8 protein-coding genes and 1 pseudogene are annotated in these 20,745 nt (G+C 63.0%); 6 read left to right on the top strand and 3 right to left on the bottom strand.

The annotated features are described in order from the left end of the window. Together JF545_RS04150 and JF545_RS04145 are read right to left on the bottom strand one after the other, a co-directional pair. A pseudogene (locus tag JF545_RS04150) lies at positions 1–194 on the bottom strand (TRAP transporter small permease subunit); the annotation flags it as partial. Between the two features lie 123 nt (positions 195–317). After that, positions 318–1,352, bottom strand: coding sequence for a TRAP transporter substrate-binding protein (locus tag JF545_RS04145; protein ID WP_206939470.1), 1,035 nt, complete (start codon positions 1,350–1,352; stop codon positions 318–320). 315 nt (positions 1,353–1,667) lie between these two features. On the opposite strand from JF545_RS04145, the gene JF545_RS04140 reads away from it, so the two are divergent. The 3 genes from JF545_RS04140 (at position 1,668) to JF545_RS04130 (ending at position 6,405) form a co-directional block, all read left to right on the top strand. Beyond that, entirely contained in the window at positions 1,668–3,488 is a 1,821-nt protein-coding gene (locus JF545_RS04140) for an IlvD/Edd family dehydratase (protein WP_224852112.1), read from the top strand. 73 nt (positions 3,489–3,561) lie between these two features. After that, positions 3,562–5,364 carry an IlvD/Edd family dehydratase gene (locus tag JF545_RS04135; RefSeq protein WP_206939468.1) on the top strand — a complete coding sequence of 601 codons (1,803 nt, stop codon included), beginning with the start codon at positions 3,562–3,564 and terminating at the stop codon, positions 5,362–5,364. Between the two features lie 114 nt (positions 5,365–5,478). Then, positions 5,479–6,405: a Gfo/Idh/MocA family protein gene (locus JF545_RS04130; RefSeq protein WP_206939466.1), complete on the top strand. Its 927-nt coding sequence runs from the start codon at positions 5,479–5,481 to the stop codon at positions 6,403–6,405. Positions 6,406–6,498: 93 nt separating this feature from the next. Here JF545_RS04130 and JF545_RS04125 read toward each other — a convergent pair whose 3' ends face one another. Further along, the gene (locus JF545_RS04125) at positions 6,499–7,707 is read right to left on the bottom strand and encodes an ROK family transcriptional regulator (RefSeq protein WP_242520682.1); all 1,209 of its coding nucleotides are present in this window, start codon (positions 7,705–7,707) and stop codon (positions 6,499–6,501) included. Positions 7,708–8,086: 379 nt separating this feature from the next. Here JF545_RS04125 and JF545_RS04120 point away from each other — a divergent pair, with 379 nt between their 5' ends. From JF545_RS04120 to JF545_RS04110, 3 genes are all read left to right on the top strand, one after another. Then, positions 8,087–8,857 carry an SDR family NAD(P)-dependent oxidoreductase gene (locus JF545_RS04120; protein ID WP_206939462.1) on the top strand — a complete coding sequence of 257 codons (771 nt, stop codon included), beginning with the start codon at positions 8,087–8,089 and terminating at the stop codon, positions 8,855–8,857. Positions 8,858–8,943: 86 nt separating this feature from the next. Continuing rightward, positions 8,944–10,374, top strand: coding sequence for a sugar porter family MFS transporter (locus tag JF545_RS04115; protein ID WP_242520681.1), 1,431 nt, complete (start codon positions 8,944–8,946; stop codon positions 10,372–10,374). Positions 10,375–11,338: 964 nt separating this feature from the next. Then, positions 11,339–20,737, top strand: coding sequence for an immunoglobulin-like domain-containing protein (locus JF545_RS04110; RefSeq protein WP_206939460.1), 9,399 nt, complete (start codon positions 11,339–11,341; stop codon positions 20,735–20,737). Positions 20,738–20,745: the final 8 nt, after the last annotated feature.

The raw sequence follows: 20,745 nt of genomic DNA, 5'->3' as shown, positions 1-20,745 counted from the left end.
TCGTGCACCCAGGAGGTGGGCGAGCCGAAGCCATAGCGCATGATGACTTCATACACGCTGATGGCCATGGCGATGAACACCAGCCAAGCGGCCAGCTGAGCGACCTTGACCACGCCCTGGTCAAAGCGGCTGCGCACCACGTCGGGTGCGCGTTCGGGCGCCTTGTCGGCGTCCTGTCCCGGCAGGTCTGTCATGGGACTTCCTCGACGGCTTGAGGATCGCACCAGGGCACGATCCGGAAATGAGGGGGCGGTGCCGTGGCACCGCCGCAAGGGTGGGTGGAGGTGAGGTCCTGGCGTTGTGCCAGGGCTCGCCGTTTACAGCTGGCCGCGGGCGGTCAGGAAGGCGGTGACCGAGTCGTAGATCTTCTGGGTCATCTCGTTCTTGCCTGACCACTCCTGCCATTCCTGTTCGGCAGCCTGACGGAACGCCTTGCGCTCGCTATCCGGCAGGTCGAAGGGGTGCACCTCGGGGTCGGCCTGAAGACGTGCCAGGGTCTCGATGTCCTGGGCCTTGAGCCGTGCGATCAGGTCATAGGACATGGCGTCGAAGGCGGTTTCCAGGGTGGTCTTGAGATCGTCCGGCAGGCCGTCCCAGATGTCCTTGTTCAGTGATACCGCAATCATCGGCATGGAGTGGAAGCCGGGATACAGCGGGTAGGGGGCAAAGGCGTGCAGGCCCTGGGCGTCGTTGTTCGACAGCACGGTGGAGTCAGCCGCGTCGATGACGCCTTTCTCCAGGCCGGTGTACACCTCGGAGCCCGGCAGGTTCACCGGGGTCGCGCCGACGCGCTCGAAAATGTTGTAGACCATGCCCTGGGGCGCGCGAATCTTGAGGCCCTGGAAATCCTCGAGGGTCTCGATCGGCACGGTGGAGGGAATCGACTCCAGGGTAAAGGTGGCCGCGCTGATCAGGTGGGCGCCATAGGGTTCGACCAGCTCGTTGTAGAGCTCTTCGCCACCAGCGTTATGCATGAACTCGAGAAAGTCGTAGGAGTCGTTCCAGGCGCCTACCAGGTTACCGATCATGCCGAAAGCAGGGTTCTGGCCCGAGAAGTAGCTGGGATCGGTCATGTGGCCTTGAAGAATACCGGAGCTGACCGCTTGCAGGGTCTCGGTCGGGCCGACCACCGCGTTGATCGGCAGTACCTCGATGGCGACGCGTCCATCGGTCATGGTCTGAATGCGTTCTGCCCACTCCTGCTTGATCTTGAAGCTGGGCTCGCCGGCGGTCTCCGACGCCTGGAAGGTCCACTCGTATTCTGCCGCCTGAGCGGTGCTCGCGGCGCCGATGGCGAGGGTCGCGACGCCGACGGCGGCGGCCAGACGAGAAAGCGTGAGGGGTGCTGACATGGTCGATCTCCCTGATGAGAGCGTGATCGTTATTGGTGTGGCGGCAATTCTTGCTCGCCCTCTTTAAATGTTCAACATAGACTTTTGTATGTGTGTACTTTGACGTCCCTGCTCCGTAAGGTGTCGTCTATCTCGACGCCGCCTTGGCTCGGCACAGCGTTCGTCTCGTCACCGCCCTTGTTGTTTCGACAGGCGCTTTGCGGACAGAGCCGTAGCCGTTGAAGCCGTCGTCGTGCGCGCTGAACTCGCCGGCAACAGGCGCCAGTGCCACCACCACCCTTATTGCTATCCGTGACTGACCCGAGGAACCGACCCATGGCCAACCGCGACCAGGATCTCCCTGCCGACTCTTGTACCGACGCCTCTGGCGACCAGGCGACCCGTTCGGACTCCTCCGACAGCAAGGTCTCGCTGCGTAGCCATCAATGGTTCGGTACCGCCGACAAGAACGGCTTCATGTATCGCAGCTGGATGAAGAACCAGGGGATTCCGGATCATGAGTTTGATGGCCGTCCGATCATCGGGATCTGCAATACCTTTTCCGAGCTGACACCGTGCAATGCGCATTTCCGCAAGCTGGCGGAACACGTCAAGAAGGGCGTGCTGGAAGCGGGTGGCTATCCGGTGGAGTTTCCGGTGTTCTCCAATGGCGAGTCGAACCTGCGCCCGACGGCCATGTTTACCCGTAACCTGGCGAGCATGGACGTGGAGGAAGCGATTCGCGGCAACCCCATCGACGGGGTGGTGCTGCTGACGGGCTGTGACAAGACCACGCCTGCGCTGCTGATGGGGGCGGCGAGCTGTGATATTCCCGCCATCGTGGTGACCGGTGGGCCCATGCTCAACGGCAAGCACAAGGGACGCGATATCGGTTCCGGTACCGTGGTCTGGCAGCTATCGGAAGAGGTCAAGGCCGGCAAGATCTCGATGCACGACTTCATGGCGGCGGAGGCGGGCATGTCCCGTTCGGCTGGTACCTGCAACACCATGGGCACGGCCTCCACCATGGCCTGCATGGCAGAATCTCTGGGCGTTTCGCTGCCTCACAATGCCGCTATCCCGGCGGTGGACTCGCGTCGCTACGTGTTGGCCCACCTGTCCGGCAACCGCATCGTCGATATGGTCAAGGAAGACCTCAAGCTGTCCAAGGTGTTGACCAAGGAGGCCTTCGAGAACGCCATCCGTACCAATGCGGCCATCGGCGGTTCCACCAACGCGGTGATCCACTTGAAGGCCATCGCCGGGCGCATGGGGGTCGAGCTTGCGCTGGATGACTGGAACCGAGTCGGTCGCGGCACCCCGACCATTGTCGATCTGCAGCCATCGGGCCGTTTCCTGATGGAAGAGTTCTACTATGCGGGTGGCTTGCCCGCCGTGCTGCGCCGCCTGGGCGAGGCAGACCGTCTTCCCCACAAGTCGGCACTGACGGTCAACGGCAGGACCCTGTGGGAGAACGTTCAGGATGCGCCTCTGTATAACGATCAGGTCATTCGCGCCCTGGACAACCCCCTTGTCGATGATGGCGGCATGTGCGTATTGCGTGGCAACCTGGCGCCCAAGGGCGCGGTGCTCAAGCCTTCCGCTGCCAGCCCTGAACTGATGCGCCACCGGGGCCGCGCCGTGGTATTCGAGAATTTCGATGACTACAAGGCGCGCATCAACGACCCGGACCTGGAGGTGGACGCCAGCAGTGTTCTGGTCATGAAGCACTGCGGTCCCAAGGGCTATCACGGCATGGCGGAAGTCGGCAACATGGGGCTACCCTCCAAGCTGTTGGCCCAGGGCGTTACTGATATGGTGCGTATCTCGGACGCACGCATGAGCGGCACCGCCTACGGTACCGTGGTGCTCCACGTGGCGCCGGAAGCCGCTGCCGGTGGCCCCCTGGCCGCCGTGGAAAACGGTGACTGGGTCGAGCTGGATGCCTACGAAGGCCGTCTGCACCTGGATGTCAGCGAGGAAGAGCTCAGCCGCCGGCTGGCGGCCAGCGATCCCACCGCGGCGTCGCGCGAGATCGCCTCAACCGGCGGTTATCGCCAGCTCTATATCGAGCACGTGCTGCAGGCCGATGAGGGCTGTGACTTTGACTTCCTGGTGGGCTGCCGTGGCGCCGAGGTGCCGCGTCACTCCCACTGAGGCAAGCACCAACAAGGGCCCACATTCATCTTTGGCCGGTGGTGCGCCACCGGCCTTGGCAGGAGCTGCTGTCATGTCCCATCGTCCACGTCTGACCCCCGACCAGCTGCGTTCGCGCTGGTGGTTCGACAACCCTGATCATCCGGGCACCACGGCGCTGTGCATCGAGCGCTACATGAACTATGGGGTCACCCTCGATGAGCTGACCTCGGGCAAGCCGATCATCGGGATCGCCCAGTCTGGCTCGGATCTTACCCCCTGCAACCGCCACCACATCGAGCTGGTCAAGCGCGTCAAGGATGGCATTCGCGCCGCCGGCGGGGTGCCGTTCGAATTCCCGCTGCACCCGATTCACGAGAACGTGCGCAGGCCCACCGCTGCCCTGGACCGCAATTTGGCCTATCTGGGGCTGGTGGAAGTGCTGCATGGCTACCCGCTGGACGGGGTGGTGCTGACCACTGGCTGCGACAAGACCACCCCGGCCTGCCTGATGGCCGCAGCCACCGTGAACATTCCCGCTATCGTGCTGTCCGGCGGCCCCATGCTCAACGGTTGGCGGGGCAACGAGCGGGTGGGATCGGGCACCATCATCTGGGAGTTGAGAAAGCGTCTGGCCGCAGGTGACATCGACTACACCGAGTTCCTGGCTCGGGCCACCGATTCGGCGCCTTCGGTGGGGCACTGCAACACCATGGGTACCGCATCTACCATGAACTCCATGGCCGAGGCACTGGGCATGAGCCTGCCGGGATCGGCGATGATCCCAGGGCCCTACAAGGAACGCTCCATGGTGGCCTATCAGACCGGCGAGCGGGCAGTGGAGATGGTCTGGGAAGACCTGCGTCCGCTGGATATCCTGACTCGCCAGGCGTTCGAGAATGCCGTGGTGGTGTGCTCGGCGCTGGGAGGCTCATCCAACGCGCCAATTCACGTCAATGCCATCGCCCGCCATGCTGGTGTCGAGCTCGACAATGACGACTGGCAGCGTCTTGGTCACCAGGTGCCGCTGCTGGCCAACGTGATGCCGGCAGGGGCGTACCTGGGTGAGGAGTTCCATCGCGCCGGCGGCGTGCCTGCGGTTCAGCGCGAGCTGCTGGATCGCGGCCTGCTGCACGGTGAGGCGCTGACTATCAACGGACAGTGCCTAGCCGATAATGTCAGCGGCCAGCAAACGCTGGACGAGGAGGTCATCCGCCGCTTCGATAATCCGCTGGTCCAGCATGCCGGCTTCTTGAACCTGAAGGGCAACCTGTTTGATTCGGCGCTGATGAAGACCAGCGTCATCTCGCCGGATTTCCGCCGTCGCTTTCTCGAGAATCCCGACGATCCCGAGGCCTTCGAGGGCCGGGTGGTGGTTTTCGATGGCTCGGAGGATTATCACGCGCGGATCGATGACCCAGCGCTCGAGATTGATGCCAACACCATCCTGATCATGCGCGGCGCCGGTCCAGTGGGGCATCCTGGCGGCGCCGAGGTGGTCAATATGCAGCCGCCCGAGGCCTTGATTCGCCAGGGTATCGATTCCCTGCCATGCCTGGGTGACGGGCGACAGTCAGGCACATCGGGCTCGCCATCGATCCTCAATGCCTCGCCGGAAGCGGCTACCGGCGGCCCACTGGCACTGGTCCAGACAGGGGATCGCCTGCGGGTGGATCTGGCACGCTGCGAGGTCCGGCTGATGGTGGATGAGCAGGAGCTGGCCGCACGACGCCAGCAGCTTGAGGCCAACGGTGGCTATCCCTATCCGCGTCACCAGACCCCCTGGCAGGAAATTCAGCGGACCCTGATCGAACCGCTGGACCGTGGCATGACCCTGCGCGGTGCCGATGCCTATCGAGATGTGGCGCGCCAGAGTCCGCCCAGGGACAATCATTGAGGGTGTGGTTGCCCGCGAGGGTGATAGCTGACTGGCGAGTCGCGCCTGCCATGGCGTATGCTGAGCGGCTTTTCACCCACGCGGAGGCATTGGCCTCCGCTGCAGGAGTCAGCCATGGGGCACTTCCGACTTGGCGTGGTAGGCGCCGGCAAGATCGTCAGGGATCAGCATGTGGCGGCGATTGCCGCCACGCCGGGACTTGAACTGGTCGCCAGCGCCGACCCTCACGCTCGGTTGGAGGGCATCCCTGGCTATGCTGACCTCGGCGCCATGCTGGAGGCAGATTCGGGCATTGATGCGGTCGCCATCTGCACCCCGGCCCATTTGCGCCATCGGTTGGCCCGCCAAGCGCTGGCGGCGGGTAAGGCGGTGCTGCTGGAGAAGCCGCCGGGAGCCACTCTGGCCGAAACCCGTCAGTTGAAGGCGGAGGCTGAAGCACGCGGCCAGGTGCTGTTTGCTGCCTGGCATTCCCGTTATGCGCCTGGCATCGCCAGGGCGCGGGAATGGCTAGCCGAGCAGCATATCGAGCGGGTGGACATCCGCTGGCACGAGGATGTCAGGGTCTGGCACCCGGGCCAGCCGTGGCTGTGGGAGGCCGGCGGCATGGGGGTGTTCGACCCTGGGATCAACGCGCTGTCGATACTCACCTGTCTAGTGTCGGACCCTTTGCTGCTGGTCCAGGGCGAGCTCGAGATACCGGTCAACGCCCAGACGCCCATCGCAGCGCGTCTGCACTGGCGGACCTTGACGGAGACAGCCGTCAGCGCCGACTTCGATTTTCGTCATGAAGATCCCCCTTGCTGGGAAATGACCTTCGCCACCACGGCGGGCCGTCTTGTGCTGTCCCGTGGTGGCGCTCGGCTGTCCCTCGATGGCGAGACCCTTGTCGATGCCCCTGAGCGGGAGTATCTGGGCGTCTACCGGCATTTTCACGAACTGCTGACAACCGGTGACAGCGACATGGATCTGGCGCCGCTGGAACAGGTGGCCGACGCCTTGATGTTGAGCCATCGCCGGGTTACCGAGCCGTTTGTCGAGTGACCTGCCTTGCCTGGCGCCGTTGCTGCTGTGTTATGCGCCGCGGCTGCTGTTTTATGCGGCGCAGTCATTTATGCAGTGTTTCCTTAGGGCGGACTAGGCCGAGACAGTCACATCATAATGACGGGCCAACGCCTGGCACAGCACCTGGGCTGCCATGCCTCTGGAGGCGATGGAGCGGCTATCTTCCAGAACCTGGATCGTCACGGTCGAGGCCTGGGGCAGTAAATGCTTCTGATGATCGGCGAAGAACCTGAGGGCGGGATCAAGCAGCCGCGGGCCCAGCGATACCAGAGAGCCACCAATGATGATGCGGCCTGGATTCAAGGTGTGGTGGAGGTTCAGCAGCAGCAGGCCGAGGGCCTTGCCGGCCTGCTCAAGGCAGTCCGCCACCGTTGCCTGGTCGGGATGCTGGTCGATGCCCTGGTGAAGCTCGGTATGGTCGTCGATGGCCAGCCGGTCGCGCAGCGCCCAACCCGATACCAGGGTCTCCGCGCAGCCGCGGTTGCCGCAGTGGCAGGCCTTGCCATCCGGTACCAATACCGTGTGTCCAATTTCCCCGGCCAGCCCGTGCACGCCGCGAATCACCCTGGGCGGAGAGCCGTCTTCCACCAGACCACTGCCGATGCCGGTGCCGGCGCTGACATAGAGCAGTGACGCCGGCGTTTCGTCAGTGGTCGATGATCGTGCCAGATACAGCTCGCCGAAGGCGGCGGCCTTGGCTTCGTTGTCCATGGTCCAGATGCCGGCAAGGCCCGGCAGTCGTTGCTTCAACATGTCGAGCAGGGGTAGATCTCGCCAGCCCAGGTTGGGGGCAAGGCTGAGGCGGTGCTGTTGCGGCGAGGTGGGGCCGGGCACGGCCAGTCCGACGCCCAGCAGCTGGCGAGTGCCAAGGGCGTCGTCGATCAGCTCGCGAACCATCTCCGCCAGGGTGTCCAGAGTCGTATCGGGCTGCGACGGGGAAAAGCGCTGATGTCGTTGCGCCAGAATGGCGCCGGAGAGGTCGATGGCCAGCGCGTGAAGGCCGTGCACGCCGATTTCCAGCCCCAGCACCGCATGATGACCAGGATGCAGTGACAGCGCCTTTCCGGGTCTACCGCTGCCGCCACGAATCGGCGCGCCTTCCCACAGCCATCCGTGTTCCAGCAATTCCTGCACCGCCGCCCCCACGGTGACCTTTGTCAGCTTCGAGCGTTGTGCCAGTTCGGCACGGGTCAGCCCCGGGGTTTGCCGCAAGAGCTCCAGCAGCGAGGCGCGATTGTGCTGTTTAAGAAACCCCAGGTCTCCAGCGGGGCGTGTCGTCATGGCGAGCATCCGGGTTGTTAACCGTCAGTTTTTGTTGGCGTCAGTGTATCAGTCGGCGCGGTGCTTGACTGGAGTTTCCGGCCCGGGGCCAGCGCCCGGAATGAGATCCGTCGCCGCCGCGATACAGCAGTGTTTGCTGATAGGTTCGACATAAGTGCAATGGCGCTCCAGTGAGGATTCTACAAGACTCGGCTTTAAGTAAGTTCTATTAACTAATGGCTCGCACAACGTCGCCGGAAGGCTCATGCACATTGTCGTTACGCATTGTCGTCGCGCAGGGCAGGGCGGAACGACGCGTGCAAGAGCGCAGCAAAGGGGCGGATGACAGGGAGTCAGCAGCATCGCCCTCCACTCTGACGAGCCGCACCAGAGGACCAACATGAGCAACACGCAAAGAGCAGACGGTATTGCCTACTACCCGGGACTTGCCGGCCAAAGAGTGGTCGTGAGCGGCGGAGGCACAGGCATTGGCGAAGGTCTGGTCACGGCATTCGCCGAGCAGGGCGCCGAGGTGCATTTTCTCGATATCCGCAAAGCCCCGTCCGAGGCCCTGGTCGAGCGTCTGGCCGCGCGGACCCCTGGGCGAGTGAGCTTTCATGCCTGTGATATCACCGATACCGAGGCGCTGAAGGGGGTCCTTGGCCAGATTGGCGACATCGATGTGCTGGTCAACAATGCGGCCAACGATGATCGCCATCGCCTGGCGGATATCACTCCGGACTACTTCGATGAGCGCATGGCGGTGAATCTTCGCCATCTGGTCTTCGCCAGCCAGGCGGTGGCGCCGGGAATGGCGCGACGGGGCGGAGGGTCGATCGTCAACCTGGGGTCCATCAGCTGGCACCTGGGCCAGCCAGGCCTAGCGCTTTACGAGACCGCCAAGGCCGGGATCGAAGGCCTGACCAGGGCGCTGGCCAGCGAACTGGGCGCAGAGGGTATTCGAGTGAACTGTGTCATTCCCGGCAACGTCAAGACCGAGCGGCAGTCCCGCTGGTACAGCGCTGAAGACGAGGCGCAGATCGTTGCCGAACAGGCGCTCAAGGTGCGCATCCAGCCGCACCATATAGCGGCCATGGTGGTGTTCCTGGCCTCTGACGCCGCAGCCGCATGTACCGCCCACAACTATTGGGTCGACGCCGGCTGGCTGTAGCCAATGCAGCCAGCCGTAGAGACCCCAGCCATGCCAGCAGTATCGGGGCTCCATCACAACCTACAACAAGATGCGAGGAAGTACCCATGAACGACCCTTCCACCACCACGCCAGACCAGCTCGCTGAACTCAAGCGACAACGCTATATCCTGGCGATCTGCAGTGTCGCCGCCATCGGCGGTTTCCTGTTTGGCTTTGACAGTGGTGTCATCAATGGCACCGTCGACGGCCTGCAGAGTGCCTTTGGCTCTGACAGTGTCGGTACCGGCTTTAACGTGGCCTCCATGCTGTTGGGGTGCGCCATTGGGGCCTTCTTTGCCGGTCGCCTGGCCGACCGCTTCGGTCGCAAGTCGCTGCTGATCGTGTCCGCGGTGTTCTTCCTGGTCAGCGCCTGGGGCTCCGGCGTGGCCACCGGCTCCCTCGAGTTCGTTGTCTATCGCGTGCTGGGCGGCATGGCTGTCGGCGCTGCCAGCGTCATGACCCCCGCCTATATCAGCGAGGTCGCACCGGCAGACCGGCGTGGGCGCTTGGCGACCATTCAACAGGTGGCGATCATTTCCGGCCTGTTCATCGCCTTTCTCAGCAACTACCTGCTGGCCAACCTCGCCGGGGCTTCCACTGCCAGTCTGTGGCTGGGGTTCGACGCCTGGCGCTGGATGTTCTGGATCGAGATCCTGCCTGCCGCGGTGTTTCTGGTGGCGCTGCTGGGGATCCCCGAGAGCCCGCGCTTCTTGATCAGTCGCGGTCGCGATGACAAGGCGATACGGGTGCTCGGGCTGTTGATGGGCGAGGCTGAAGGGCGCGCCAAGGCGGAGGATATCCGGGCGTCGCTGGCGGCCGATCACAGCCCCAGTCTGCGGGACTTGGTCAACTCGGCAACGGGGCGAGTCCACGGCATCGTGTGGGTTGGTATAGGGCTGGCGGTGTTTCAGCAGCTGGTCGGCATCAATGTGGTCTTCTATTACGGTGCGGTGCTGTGGCAGGCGGTGGGCTTCTCCGAAGGGGATGCTCTGTTGATCAATGTGATCAGCGGTGCGGTGTCCATCGGCGCCTGTCTGATCGCCATCGCGCTGATCGATCGAATTGGACGCAAGCCGCTTTTGTGGGCGGGATCGGTGGGCATGGCGTTGACCCTGTGCCTGGTGGCCTACGCCTTCTCGACGGCCACGATGGTGGATGGCCGTCTGTCACTGGCCGGGGATATGGGGATCGTCGCCTTGCTCGCCGCCAACGCCTATGTACTGTTCTTCAATCTCTCCTGGGGGCCGGTCATGTGGGTCATGCTTGGCGAGATGTTCCCCAATCAGGTGCGTGGCTCTGGGCTGGCGGTGGCTGGACTGTTCCAGTGGCTGGCCAACTTCTCGATCACCATGACCTTCCCGATCATGCTTGGCGGTATTGGCCTTGCCGGCGCCTATGGGGTCTACGCCTTCTTCGCCGCCTGTTCGGTGGTGTTCGTGATGAAGTGGGTCAAGGAAACCCGCGGACGGGAGCTCGAGCAGATGGCTTACGAATAGCCCGTATCGCCTCAGCGATCCCGCCTGATAGGCCCACTACCTCGGTAGTGGGCCTTCTTTTTGATGCCACTCCATGTCGACCCCTTGTTTGCATCTGAACCGCTGTCATGGGCCTCAGGTCGTTGGCGTGTGTCCCTGTCATCTACCGTACCTCGTAACTCATGGGCACTCAGAAGAGGTAGTAAACGGTGCTTCGATGGCACCTTTTCATCTCAATGGAAGCGTGGGAAATGTTAGTCAGTTAGTGGATAGGTCGGTCAGCAGAAAATCGATAAAGCAGAATGTTTTTATATGCAATTATTCGCAATATCTGTTTTGTCTAACACCTCTAGTGGTTAGACATTGCGCAAAGGAGGGAGTGTGTTATTGCCTCTGGTGCTTACTTTTTCTGCGGCCAGTATTTTCAAGAGAATGATGAGTATGCTGGCTAAATGATGATCAAGATGCTAGCCATTAAGAGGTAGAAACATGCAGCTCTCTTATTTTTTTGGTGAGGCATTTCATACTCATAGTATGTTGTTATTTCTCATGAGTTAGATGATGGTGCTTCACTATATCAGGTCAATGATGTGCCCCTACGCCTGCGAGTGAGTCGAGGGTCGACGCCTATAACAATCTTAAACTATCGCGTTGACGTCCCTCGTTATTTATCGAAATCCGATCTTGTCTATCGCTCAAGGCCTTATGCAACACAGTCAACGTCGTACAGAAGGGGTCCTGCACGGATCTTCGGTCGAGGCAATGGTCGATGGCGCTGCCAGCGCTTTTCTCGGCCATTCCTCCATCGTTATCACTTCTTATCACTTCGCGATGTGGTCCTTATCAGGCGTTGATCGCCGTTGCAAAGGCCGGCCAGTGGCGCAATGCCCTCTTCGACTGTTGCTAGTGACGCAGTGGTGGGGAGGCGAAGCGCGCGGTCGGGCGACAGAGGTGGGACGGGCTTTCCCTTTGCAGGAGGGGCGTCATGGGTGCCTTGGGAAGAATTGTCGAAGTCAACGGTGAGATCTGGGTCCGCGATGAGTCAGGACAGCCCCATCGGTTGACATCAGGGGAATGGGTGTCGACGTCGAGTGTGCTTTCGGCAAGTACTCCTTCGACCCTGGTGCTGGAAGATGCTCCCACGCTGAGGTGGGCGGTGGATCCGAGTGACAGACTGGAAGTGGCCAAGATGCTGGCCCTGTTGTCCAGTGTCGAGGCATTGGGCGACGCGGCCAACAGGGATGTGCAGGGCTCGCCAGACCACACTGGAATAGAGGATGAACCGCGGCAGCCAAGCGTCGATGTGCAAGCCGCGGAAAGCGTTGACGCTGTTGGCGACAGCGATGAATTTAGTGCTGGCGCTGCTAGTGGTCAGTTGGCGGTGTCCGCAGGGGTGGCAGACGTGGTGATCGACAGCGATACCCTTGACGCGCTGTTGGCGACTCTTGAGTCCGAACCACCGGCCAGCGGTCCAGGACTCAGCGTGGGCGCAGGGAATGAGGGGCACCCCTTCGTGCGTCTTTTGCGCATCGTCGAGTCGGTGGACCCGCTAGCCTTTGCGTTTGATCAAGCGACGACTGATGACGATGAGCCAATCCCCGATGGCGCGATAGATCTCGATGGCGCCCCGGTCGATCCGCCACCCAGCGTCAGCGTGAGCCTCTTGGGGGCGGGGCCTGAAGGCGTCTACTCGCAGAACGAGATTGGTGCGGACAATAGCGTGACCGCCAGGGTGGTGCTGGGCGGGGACGCTGCGGTGGGCGATCGCCTGCTGGTGGTCGATGGTGTCGGCCGGGTGCTGCTGGATCGACTGCTGACCGCGGTTGACATTGCTGGTGGGCTGGAGCTCGAAGTGCCCACCGGCGGCGTGTCTGACGTCAGTGTTCAAGCGACCCTGCTGGCGGCCGACGGTGACACCGCCAGTGACAGTGACGCCAGGCCCCTTGACCTCCAGGCACCCACGGTGACGGTGACCCTGCTGGGTGCCGGCGAGGACGGGATCTATAACCAGCGTGAGATCGGCAGCGACAATAGTGTGGTGGCGGTGGTCACGCTGGGTCCTGGAACCGAGGTGGGCGACAGACTCGAGGTCACCGATGCACAGGGAGAGCTGCTGCTTGAACGCACCGTCACGGCGCTGGACCTGATCAATGGTGTCGAGGTCACGGTGCCGGTCATCCCCGGTAGCGACAGCGTCAGCGTGACCGCCAACGTGACGGATCCCTCCAGCAATCGCGGCCGCGACCAGGACAGCAAGGCGGTGGAGGCTCAAGTGCCTGGAGTCGAGGTCGCGCTGACAGGTCACGGTGACGACGGGGCCTTCAGCCAGGGTGAGATTGGGGGTGATGGTCAGGTCACGGCGACGATAGCGCTGACCGCCCAGACCGCTGTGGGCGATATCCTTAGCGTGGTCGATGGCAACGGCACGCTGCTGCTGAGGCGTCCCGTGACCGAGATTGATCTGGCCGAAGGGATTGAGCTCGGCGTGCCCGTGCCCGTCGGCCAGACTGACGTCCTTGTCGCGGCGACGGTGGTGGATGCGGCAGGCAATACCGCCAGCGCCAGTGATGCTGCGCCGGTGGTGCTGGGCATCGCGCTCAGCGCCAGCGGGCCAGTGATCGAGGGCGAGCCTATCACCGTGACCGCCACTATCGACAATGTCCTGGATCGTGACATCGTGCTGACGCTGAATGATGGTTCGACCATCACCATTGTCGAAGGCCAGCAGCAGGGCAGCACCCAGGTGGCCAGTCGTGACGACGATGACGTGATTCAAGGCAGTAACGATCAGATCATTCGTCTGACCGCGGTGTCCCCCACGGGATTTGATCGGGTCGATACCAGCAGTACCGCCAGTGCCCTGGTCACCGACGATAGCGATCCACGTCACTTGCTGCTTACGGCCAGCGCGCGGGTCGAAGAAGGGGAAACCATTACCTATAGCCTGGAGCTACGGGATGCCGAGGGCCAACTGCGCGCCGCGACAACGGCGATCAACGTCACCCTGGCCAATGGCGAAACGCTGACGCTGGCTCCGGGCCAGGCCACGGTCTCGCTGAGCGTGGCGGCGCCCGCGGACGATGTGTACGTGGACGCTGGTACGGTCGTCAATCGCATCCTTTCGGCCGAACAGGACCAGGCTGGCAGCCCAGGCAGCCTCGAAACCCTGGTAGTCGATACCGCCACCGTCACCACCCTGGTCGATGACACCCTGGATAGCACCCTGGTGTCACTGCGTCTGCCTGACCAGGTCGCCGAAGGCGGGGCCGTGGAAGTGACTCTCAGCGTCAACGACGCCCCCCGTGGCGGCCCCTTGCAGATTACCTTGAGCGATGGCACATCGGTGCTGATTGCCGAGAACACCACCAGCGCTACCGTCACCCTGCAGGCGCCAAACCACAGCGAAGCGCTGGGAGCGGGCGCCAGCACCGAGAGCAGTTCCGCTTGGACGGTGGGTATCGTCGCGCTCGAAGGTGGCGGCTATGAGCGGCTGGTGGCGGGGGTCGACCAGACCATCAGGGTGCTCAGCGATAGTCCTGGGCTGGTGATCAGTGATGACAACGGTCCCACCGTGTCGGGAGACAACAGCGTCAGTGAAGCGGGTCTCGACAGTGGATCCCTGGCAGATGGCAGCCATCGAATCGACGGCGTGATATCGCTGGGGTCGGGAGCGGTGGATAATCTGGCGAGGGTGATTTTCGGTAGCCAGGCCCAGAGCCAGGCCCAGACACAGATCCGGACCCCAGCGCAACTGAGCGCTGCCAGTGTCAGTGATCCCATCGTGATTGATATGAACCACGGGCGGCTATTCATCACCGGCTACGATACGTCTGCTGGCCAGCTCTCGTATCGCTACGAGCTAACGGCGGCGGTTGATCATTCCGCAGGAGAGGTGCTGGACTCCCTGGCGCTGACCGTGGTGGATGGGTCAGGAGACAGTCGCCAGGATGTGCTCGATATTCTGATCACCGACGATACCCCCTCCGCTGCCAGCGGCGCGCCACTGGTGACCGTCGAGGGCGAAGGGCTGAGGGCAGGTGACAACCTGCTTGGCAATGATGTCGAGGGTGCTGATCAAGCGCGAGTTGCCGGTATTCTCTACGTGGATCGTCAAGGCAACGACGCACGGGCTGATATCGCGGCGGGCAGCAGCGTAAGCGTCGACACACGCTACGGGCACCTGAGCGTCGATAGCGACGGATTCTGGAGCTACCAGTCGGTGGACAGCGCCGCCCATCCGCGACCTACCGCCGGTGATAGCGGCGATATCCTCCACGATGATTTCCACTACCTCCTGGTGGATGGTGATGGAAGCCTTTCCACCGCTGCCTTGCAGACCATCGTAGTGAACGATACGCGTCACAGCATTGGAGAACCGGTCGACGGCCGTCTTGAGGAGCGCCACCTGCCGTCTGGTACAGCGCCTGACAGCGCCAGGCAGGTGGTGTCGGAAAGCCTGGATATCCGTGTGGCCCAGGACAGCACCCAGGCGAGCTTCACCGGCGATACGCTGGCGGCACTGGAAGCGCTCAACCTGACATCAAGTGGCCAAGCGTTGAGCTATTTCCTGTCTAACGCAGACCGCGAAGTGATAGCGGTGGCAATCGACGACCGCAACGGAGCCGCCTTTGAGGTGTTTACCGTCAGGCTGGTATCGCCGGACAGCGCGCATCCCAAGGGGGGCTACCTCTTTACCCTGAGACAGCCCCTGGATCACACCGCGGCGCAAGACACGCTGGCGATCGATCTTCCTTTCCAGGTGGTCGACAGCGACGGTGACAGGGAGGTGGATAGTGTCACTGTCAGCGTGGTCAATGACGTCATCGCAAGCGACGTTGAGCTGACGGTGGTCGAAGACGGCAGCCAGACGCTGTTCACCCAGGCCAATGCCACCGGAGGGACGCTGTCGATCAGTGCGGCCCCGCAATTTGGTGCGGTCACGATCGATGCAGACGGCAAGATCACCTACATCCCGGATCGTCACTACAGTGGTGCAGACCGCTTCAGCTACACCTTTACAGAAGGTGGTCGGGTGACCGCGGTAGACGTCGACGTGACGGTCATACCGGTGGCGGATGCGCCCTCACTGGAGGCGGTCAGTGTGGTGACCGACGAGGATAGCGCGGTGGCCCTTGGCCTTACGCTACCGGTTCCGACGGATGATCGAGACCTCAATGGTTCCTCGGATGCTGACTCTCCAGAACGGCTGGGAGCGATCACCCTGTCGGGGCTACCTCAGGGTGCCAGGCTGCTGGTTGACGGCGCCGATGACATCCTGGGAGTGGACGGGCGCGGGATCTCGATCAAGATCCAGGGGGGGGCGCACCTGTCCACGTTGGCAGATACCGACGTCGATGTGGTGCTGACCGCTGCGCAGTTCGAGAGCTTGAAAGTGCTGCCAGCGGAGCACGATGGCGGGAATCTCTCGTTGACGCTGGCGGCCACCAGCTTCGAGGTCGATGATGCCGGCGCCCCCCTGGCGGGGGTTGCCGGGGCGACGACCAGCGTCAAGGTCGACGTCGGGGTCAAGGCAGTGACGGATGGCGTGACGCTGACCTTTGATGACGGCACCGACCATCGTGAATTCACGATCGATGAAGATGGAAGCCTTGATCTGAGCGCACGTCTCAAGGCGGTCTTTGACGATCTGGATGGCAGCGAAGTGCGCACGCTGCTGATTCAGGGGCTACCGCCAGGCAGCGTGGTGGTGGTCGATGACAGCCGCCGACTCACCGTCGGGGACGGTACCGGGGGCAATAGCGGCGAAGTGAGCATTGCGGCTCCGGGATTGAGCAGCGCTACCGGCGGTTTTCCAAGCATCAGCGTGACGCCACCACCGGACTTCAGTGGGGTCATCGAAGACGTCACCGTCATCCTGGTGGGACAGGACACCGACGCCGATGGCCCCGCCGGGGTGATTGCCCAACAGCAGGATAGCGTCAGCCTTGACCTGGTGGTATTGCCGGTGGTCGACACCCCGACGCTTGCCGCCAGCGGTATAGAAGATCAGGCCTTTGCCTTCCTCAGTGGTCTACGGCTGGGTGACAACGATGGCAGCGATGCTGGTGGCTCCATCACCAGCGAGTCGATCACCTCGATACGACTTGCCTCCGTGCCCACTGGCTGGAAGATCTTCGATGCCCAGGGCGTTCTGGTGCATACCGGCAACGGCGTCGACGGCTTCAGCCTACCCACGACGGACGTCGACAATGGTGACTTCCGTCAGTACAGCCTGCTTGGCCCTGCCCACGACAGCACGGATCCGACCATCGCGATCGAGGTCGGCATCCGCGATGTCGCCAGCATCCATGGCACCGACGTCGAGAGTTCATCGGTCACGCTGCTGGAGCTCAAGCCCAGCATATCCCCCAAGGCTGAAGTGATCACCTCGGCGGTGGGCGCACCTGTACCAGGGGGGGCGGGCGACACCGACCAGGATGGGCTGCCCGATTTGACCATGACGGCAGGGCATGTGTACGGGCCGGACGATGCCGTCGCCGAGGATGGCTGGTTTGCCTTGACCAACGCGGATTTCGACCTGGCCCAGGGCTGGTCGAATCAAGACGCTGACGGGTCCGAGGAAACCTTCGCCCTGCTGACGCCGGAGCGGGTGGCGGGCCAACCGGGGGGACTGGAAGGGTCGAGCTTTCGCTATCTCGATGGGGCGGGCCAGTGGGTGGAGGTGAGCTTCGATGGCCGTCCCGTGGAGGTCCCGGTGGCGTTTCTCTCGTCGCTGGAATTTCGCGCGCCGGAGAATCGCAAGGGCACCTTCCAGTTGAGGGTACAGGCGAAAACGGTGGATCGTGATGCCGAGGGCAATCTGGATACCGCGGTCTCGGGGGAGGCGCTGTTGCAGGGCATCGTGGTGGACGATCCCCAGGCCGACCGTGTGTCACTGGGCTTTGAGCCTGTGGTGGCGACGGCGGAAGATGTGGCCGTGGCCCTGGATCTGTTCCCGCAGAGCGATGATCCCACCGAGACCTACCGGCTCTCCTTTTCCGGCGTGCCGCAAGGCGCGGTGCTGCACTACGATGGCCAGGTGGTCGCTAGGGGCAGCGATGGCCAGCATGTCATCGACGACTTCGACAGTCTGCGCCCGCTGACGCTGACGCCGCCACCCGACAGCAACGAGAACTTCTCGATTCAGGTAACGCCCACCAGCGTCGACACCTTTGGCGGCGGGGTCGACGAGTTTATCGGTGACCCACAGACGATCCTGGTGGTGGTGGGGGGCGTGGCCGACAGGCCGAACATCGACACCCAGGTGGTCAGCCAGCCGGAACAACTGCTGGATGACGGTGCACAGTTGACGGTGCTGGCTGACTTGATTCAGGTCACCAGTGGCGACCGTGACGACTCCGAGTCCCTGGCCTACCGCATCACCGGGCTTGACGCTGACTTTGCGCTGGCCGGGGCGGTCGAGCTCACGGCGCCTGGAACGCTGGGAGAACAGCGGGTGTGGGTGGCCACCTCTTTGGCGGGTATCACCATCGACGGCCCCGCCAACTTCAGCGGTCGCGTCGAGTTGCATGTGATGTCGGTGGTGACCGAGAACGACGGCAACGCGCGGGAGGTGGTCGAGGTCGTCGCGTTCGAGGTGACCCCGAGCCCCGAGGCGCTGCTGCAGACCACGTCGCTGCTGGTGGAAGATGTGGCAGGGCTGCTGGATCTTGGGCTGCTGCCCCAGAACGATGACCTCAACGAAGTCATCTCGGCGGTATGGCTGAATGCGGCCGACCTGGCGGCGGCACCGCTGACCGTGCTCGGTCTGGAGGGGCCAGACGTTATCGACGAAGGCGACTACATCAAGCTGATCAACGGCGCCTGGGACAGCGTGCGTGTGCTGGGAGACCCCAACCTGGGCGATGCGGGAGTCGACATCCGGGTGCGCTATCAGGTCACCGACAGCCCCAATGACGGCTTCGAGGGTAACCTGGCAAACACCACCTCCGCACCGATCGACGCCATCCATCATATTGCCTTCCAGGCCATCACCGACCTGCCCACCATCAACATCGCGGCGATTGCCAATAGCGCAGGAAGTCAGGCCGATATCAGCGCTACCCAGGTCACGGCGGCGACTGGGGATAGCGTCCGGATCACGCTGAGGGTGGGCCAATCCCTGGATGCCAATGCCGCTGGCCTGGCCGATGAGGATGGCAGCGAGTCATTGGTGGAGTTGCTGGTGGCGGGGGTGCCCGAAGGCGTGGTGGTGGAAGGCGCCGAGTTCGTCGGTGTGTTGCCGGGAGCCGGCACCGACAGCGGCGGGCATTGGAAGGTGCTGCTGCCATCCTCCCAGAGTTTCCAGGGCGCCGAGCTGACCCATGAACTGGTCTTCACGGTGCTTGAAGGCGGCCTGCACGACGATGACCAGGCTCAGCCGATCACCATCACGGCGGTGACCCAGGATGCCGGCATCGAGGTAGCGCTGCAGAGTGCCAGCACCGAATGGTCGCTGACGACCCTGGGTGCAGGTGGAGGGGGCATCGGCGGGGGCCAGGTCAGCATCGACTTGGAGGACCGGGGCGTGGCGCTGAGTGAAGATACGCCGGCGTCGCTCAGCGAGCTGGTCAGCGGCCAGGTCTTAGGTGCTGGCACTGATAGCACGCTGACCCTCACGCTCTCGGGGCTGCCCGAGGAGACCCTGGTGACGGGTATGCAACTAAGCAACATCGGCGGGCAACAGGTGTGGTTTGCCAGCGTGCCCAACAGCGGCCCGAATGCCCTGGATGAACTGCTGGCATCGATCACGCTGACCGCGCCGCCGAACAGCAACGATAACAACGCCATGTTCAGCGTCGATGCCAGACTGACCGTTCGCTCACCCTCCGGGCAGCTGAGCTCAGCAAGCCTGGCCCTGGTGCCGCCGGTGTCGCCGGTCACCGATGCCATCGAGACGGAGTTGGTGGCCGCTGTGGCCGAGGACGCCCAGAGCATCGAGTTCTCCCTTGTCGTGGCGACGCCTGACGATGCGCCCCACGGCGAGATCGATGGACGACAGCTGTACCTCAGCCTGCAGGAGGATCAGGTCAGGGATGCCAGCGGGCAGAGCACTCCCGGTGGCACGCTGTGGTACAACGGACGCGAGCTGATTGCCCAGGACGATGGACGCTTTCGCCTTGATGAGGTGAGCCTGGAGGCTCCCCTGAAGATTGTCTATCAACCTGCCCGGGGCACCTGGGGACAGGTAGGACTGACGGTGGAGGGGGGCGTGCGGGAAACCGGTGCCGACAATGTGGTGGAGCTAAGCGCAAGCACCGTGGGCGATGTACCGCCGCCTCCCCCCGAGATCCGTATTGCCGACCTGAGCGGGGAGGAGGACACGCTGATAGCCCTGACGGGGCTGACGGTGACCTTGCTGGACCCGAACCAGAGTCTTGCCGCCGTGCTGGTCGAGAACGTGCCTGATGGCTGGGTGGTGGTGGCCGGGGATTCGGCGGCGTCGGCCCGTCCTGTCAGTGCCATTGGGCAGGGAGGCTGGTGGATCCTGGGCGAAGGCGGCATCTTGCCCGGCTTTGTCGGCCTCATGCCGCCTGCCCAGTGGAGTGGTGAACTGGTGGGGGCAGATCAGCTGTCGCTGACGGCGATCGCGAGTCTTGGTGAGGATACGTTCATCAGTCGTGAGTCCTTTACGACCTCGGTACAGCCCGTGGCCGATCGGGTCAGTGCCGAGCCGCTGCTCAGTTTCGGCGACGAGGGCGAGCGTATTCCCCTGAATTTGAACGTTGCCGTGCTGGATCGGGATGGGTCGGAGACGGTCACGCTCACGCTAGAGGGGCTAGGGCCACATGCCTCGTTCTTCGCCGCCGACAGTCTGCTTTCCGCTGCCTACGACGCCGAGCTTGATCGCTATACCCTGGAGGGCCTGGGGGCGCGCCAGGTGAACGATCTGTCGCTGGTGCAGAAGGCGACCAACGGCAGTGTGATGCTGGATATCAGCCTGATGAGCGTGGATGGCAACGACGTCTCCCCGGTCTTTCAGACTCAGGCGCTACTGGATATTCGCAGCGTAGCGGCGACGACCGGAGACGATATCCTGCTCTACAGTGGCGTGAACATCGACGGGCTCAATGGCTTCGATGTGGTCAGGCTGCGTCTGGATGAGCCGCTGGATGTCTCCAGGGTGCAAAACGTCGAGGCAGTGGATCTGGGCGTCATCGGTCAGGACCACAGCCTGGCCCTCAGCGCTCAGGATGTGCTCGACGTGGCCGGAGGCGAGGAGCTGTTCATCTTCGGTGATGCCCAGGATCGTGTCAGTCTGGTGGGCGAGCAGTGGTCGGCGACCGATGCAACGGTGGAGCGCGACGGCGTGGTATTTAACGTCTACGAAGGAGCGAATCACGCGGTGCTGAATATCCAGCAGGATGTCGATGTGGAGATCTGACGATCCCA

The organism is Halomonas litopenaei, from assembly GCF_017303055.1.
In the GTDB taxonomy this organism is placed as follows: domain Bacteria; phylum Pseudomonadota; class Gammaproteobacteria; order Pseudomonadales; family Halomonadaceae; genus Halomonas; species Halomonas litopenaei_A.
This window is presented reverse-complemented; position numbering and strand designations above follow the sequence as displayed.

Excerpts from the sequence above, each read along its gene's own strand:
- JF545_RS04145 (WP_206939470.1), bottom strand. The coding sequence starts at position 1,352 with ATGTCAGCACCCCTCACGCTTTCTCGTCTGGCCGCCGCCGTCGGCGTC.
- JF545_RS04140 (WP_224852112.1), top strand. The coding sequence starts at position 1,668 with ATGGCCAACCGCGACCAGGATCTCCCTGCCGACTCTTGTACCGACGCC.
- JF545_RS04135 (WP_206939468.1), top strand. The coding sequence starts at position 3,562 with ATGTCCCATCGTCCACGTCTGACCCCCGACCAGCTGCGTTCGCGCTGG.
- JF545_RS04130 (WP_206939466.1), top strand. The coding sequence starts at position 5,479 with ATGGGGCACTTCCGACTTGGCGTGGTAGGCGCCGGCAAGATCGTCAGG.
- JF545_RS04125 (WP_242520682.1), bottom strand. The coding sequence starts at position 7,707 with ATGACGACACGCCCCGCTGGAGACCTGGGGTTTCTTAAACAGCACAAT.
- JF545_RS04120 (WP_206939462.1), top strand. The coding sequence starts at position 8,087 with ATGAGCAACACGCAAAGAGCAGACGGTATTGCCTACTACCCGGGACTT.
- JF545_RS04115 (WP_242520681.1), top strand. The coding sequence starts at position 8,944 with ATGAACGACCCTTCCACCACCACGCCAGACCAGCTCGCTGAACTCAAG.
- JF545_RS04110 (WP_206939460.1), top strand. The coding sequence starts at position 11,339 with ATGGGTGCCTTGGGAAGAATTGTCGAAGTCAACGGTGAGATCTGGGTC.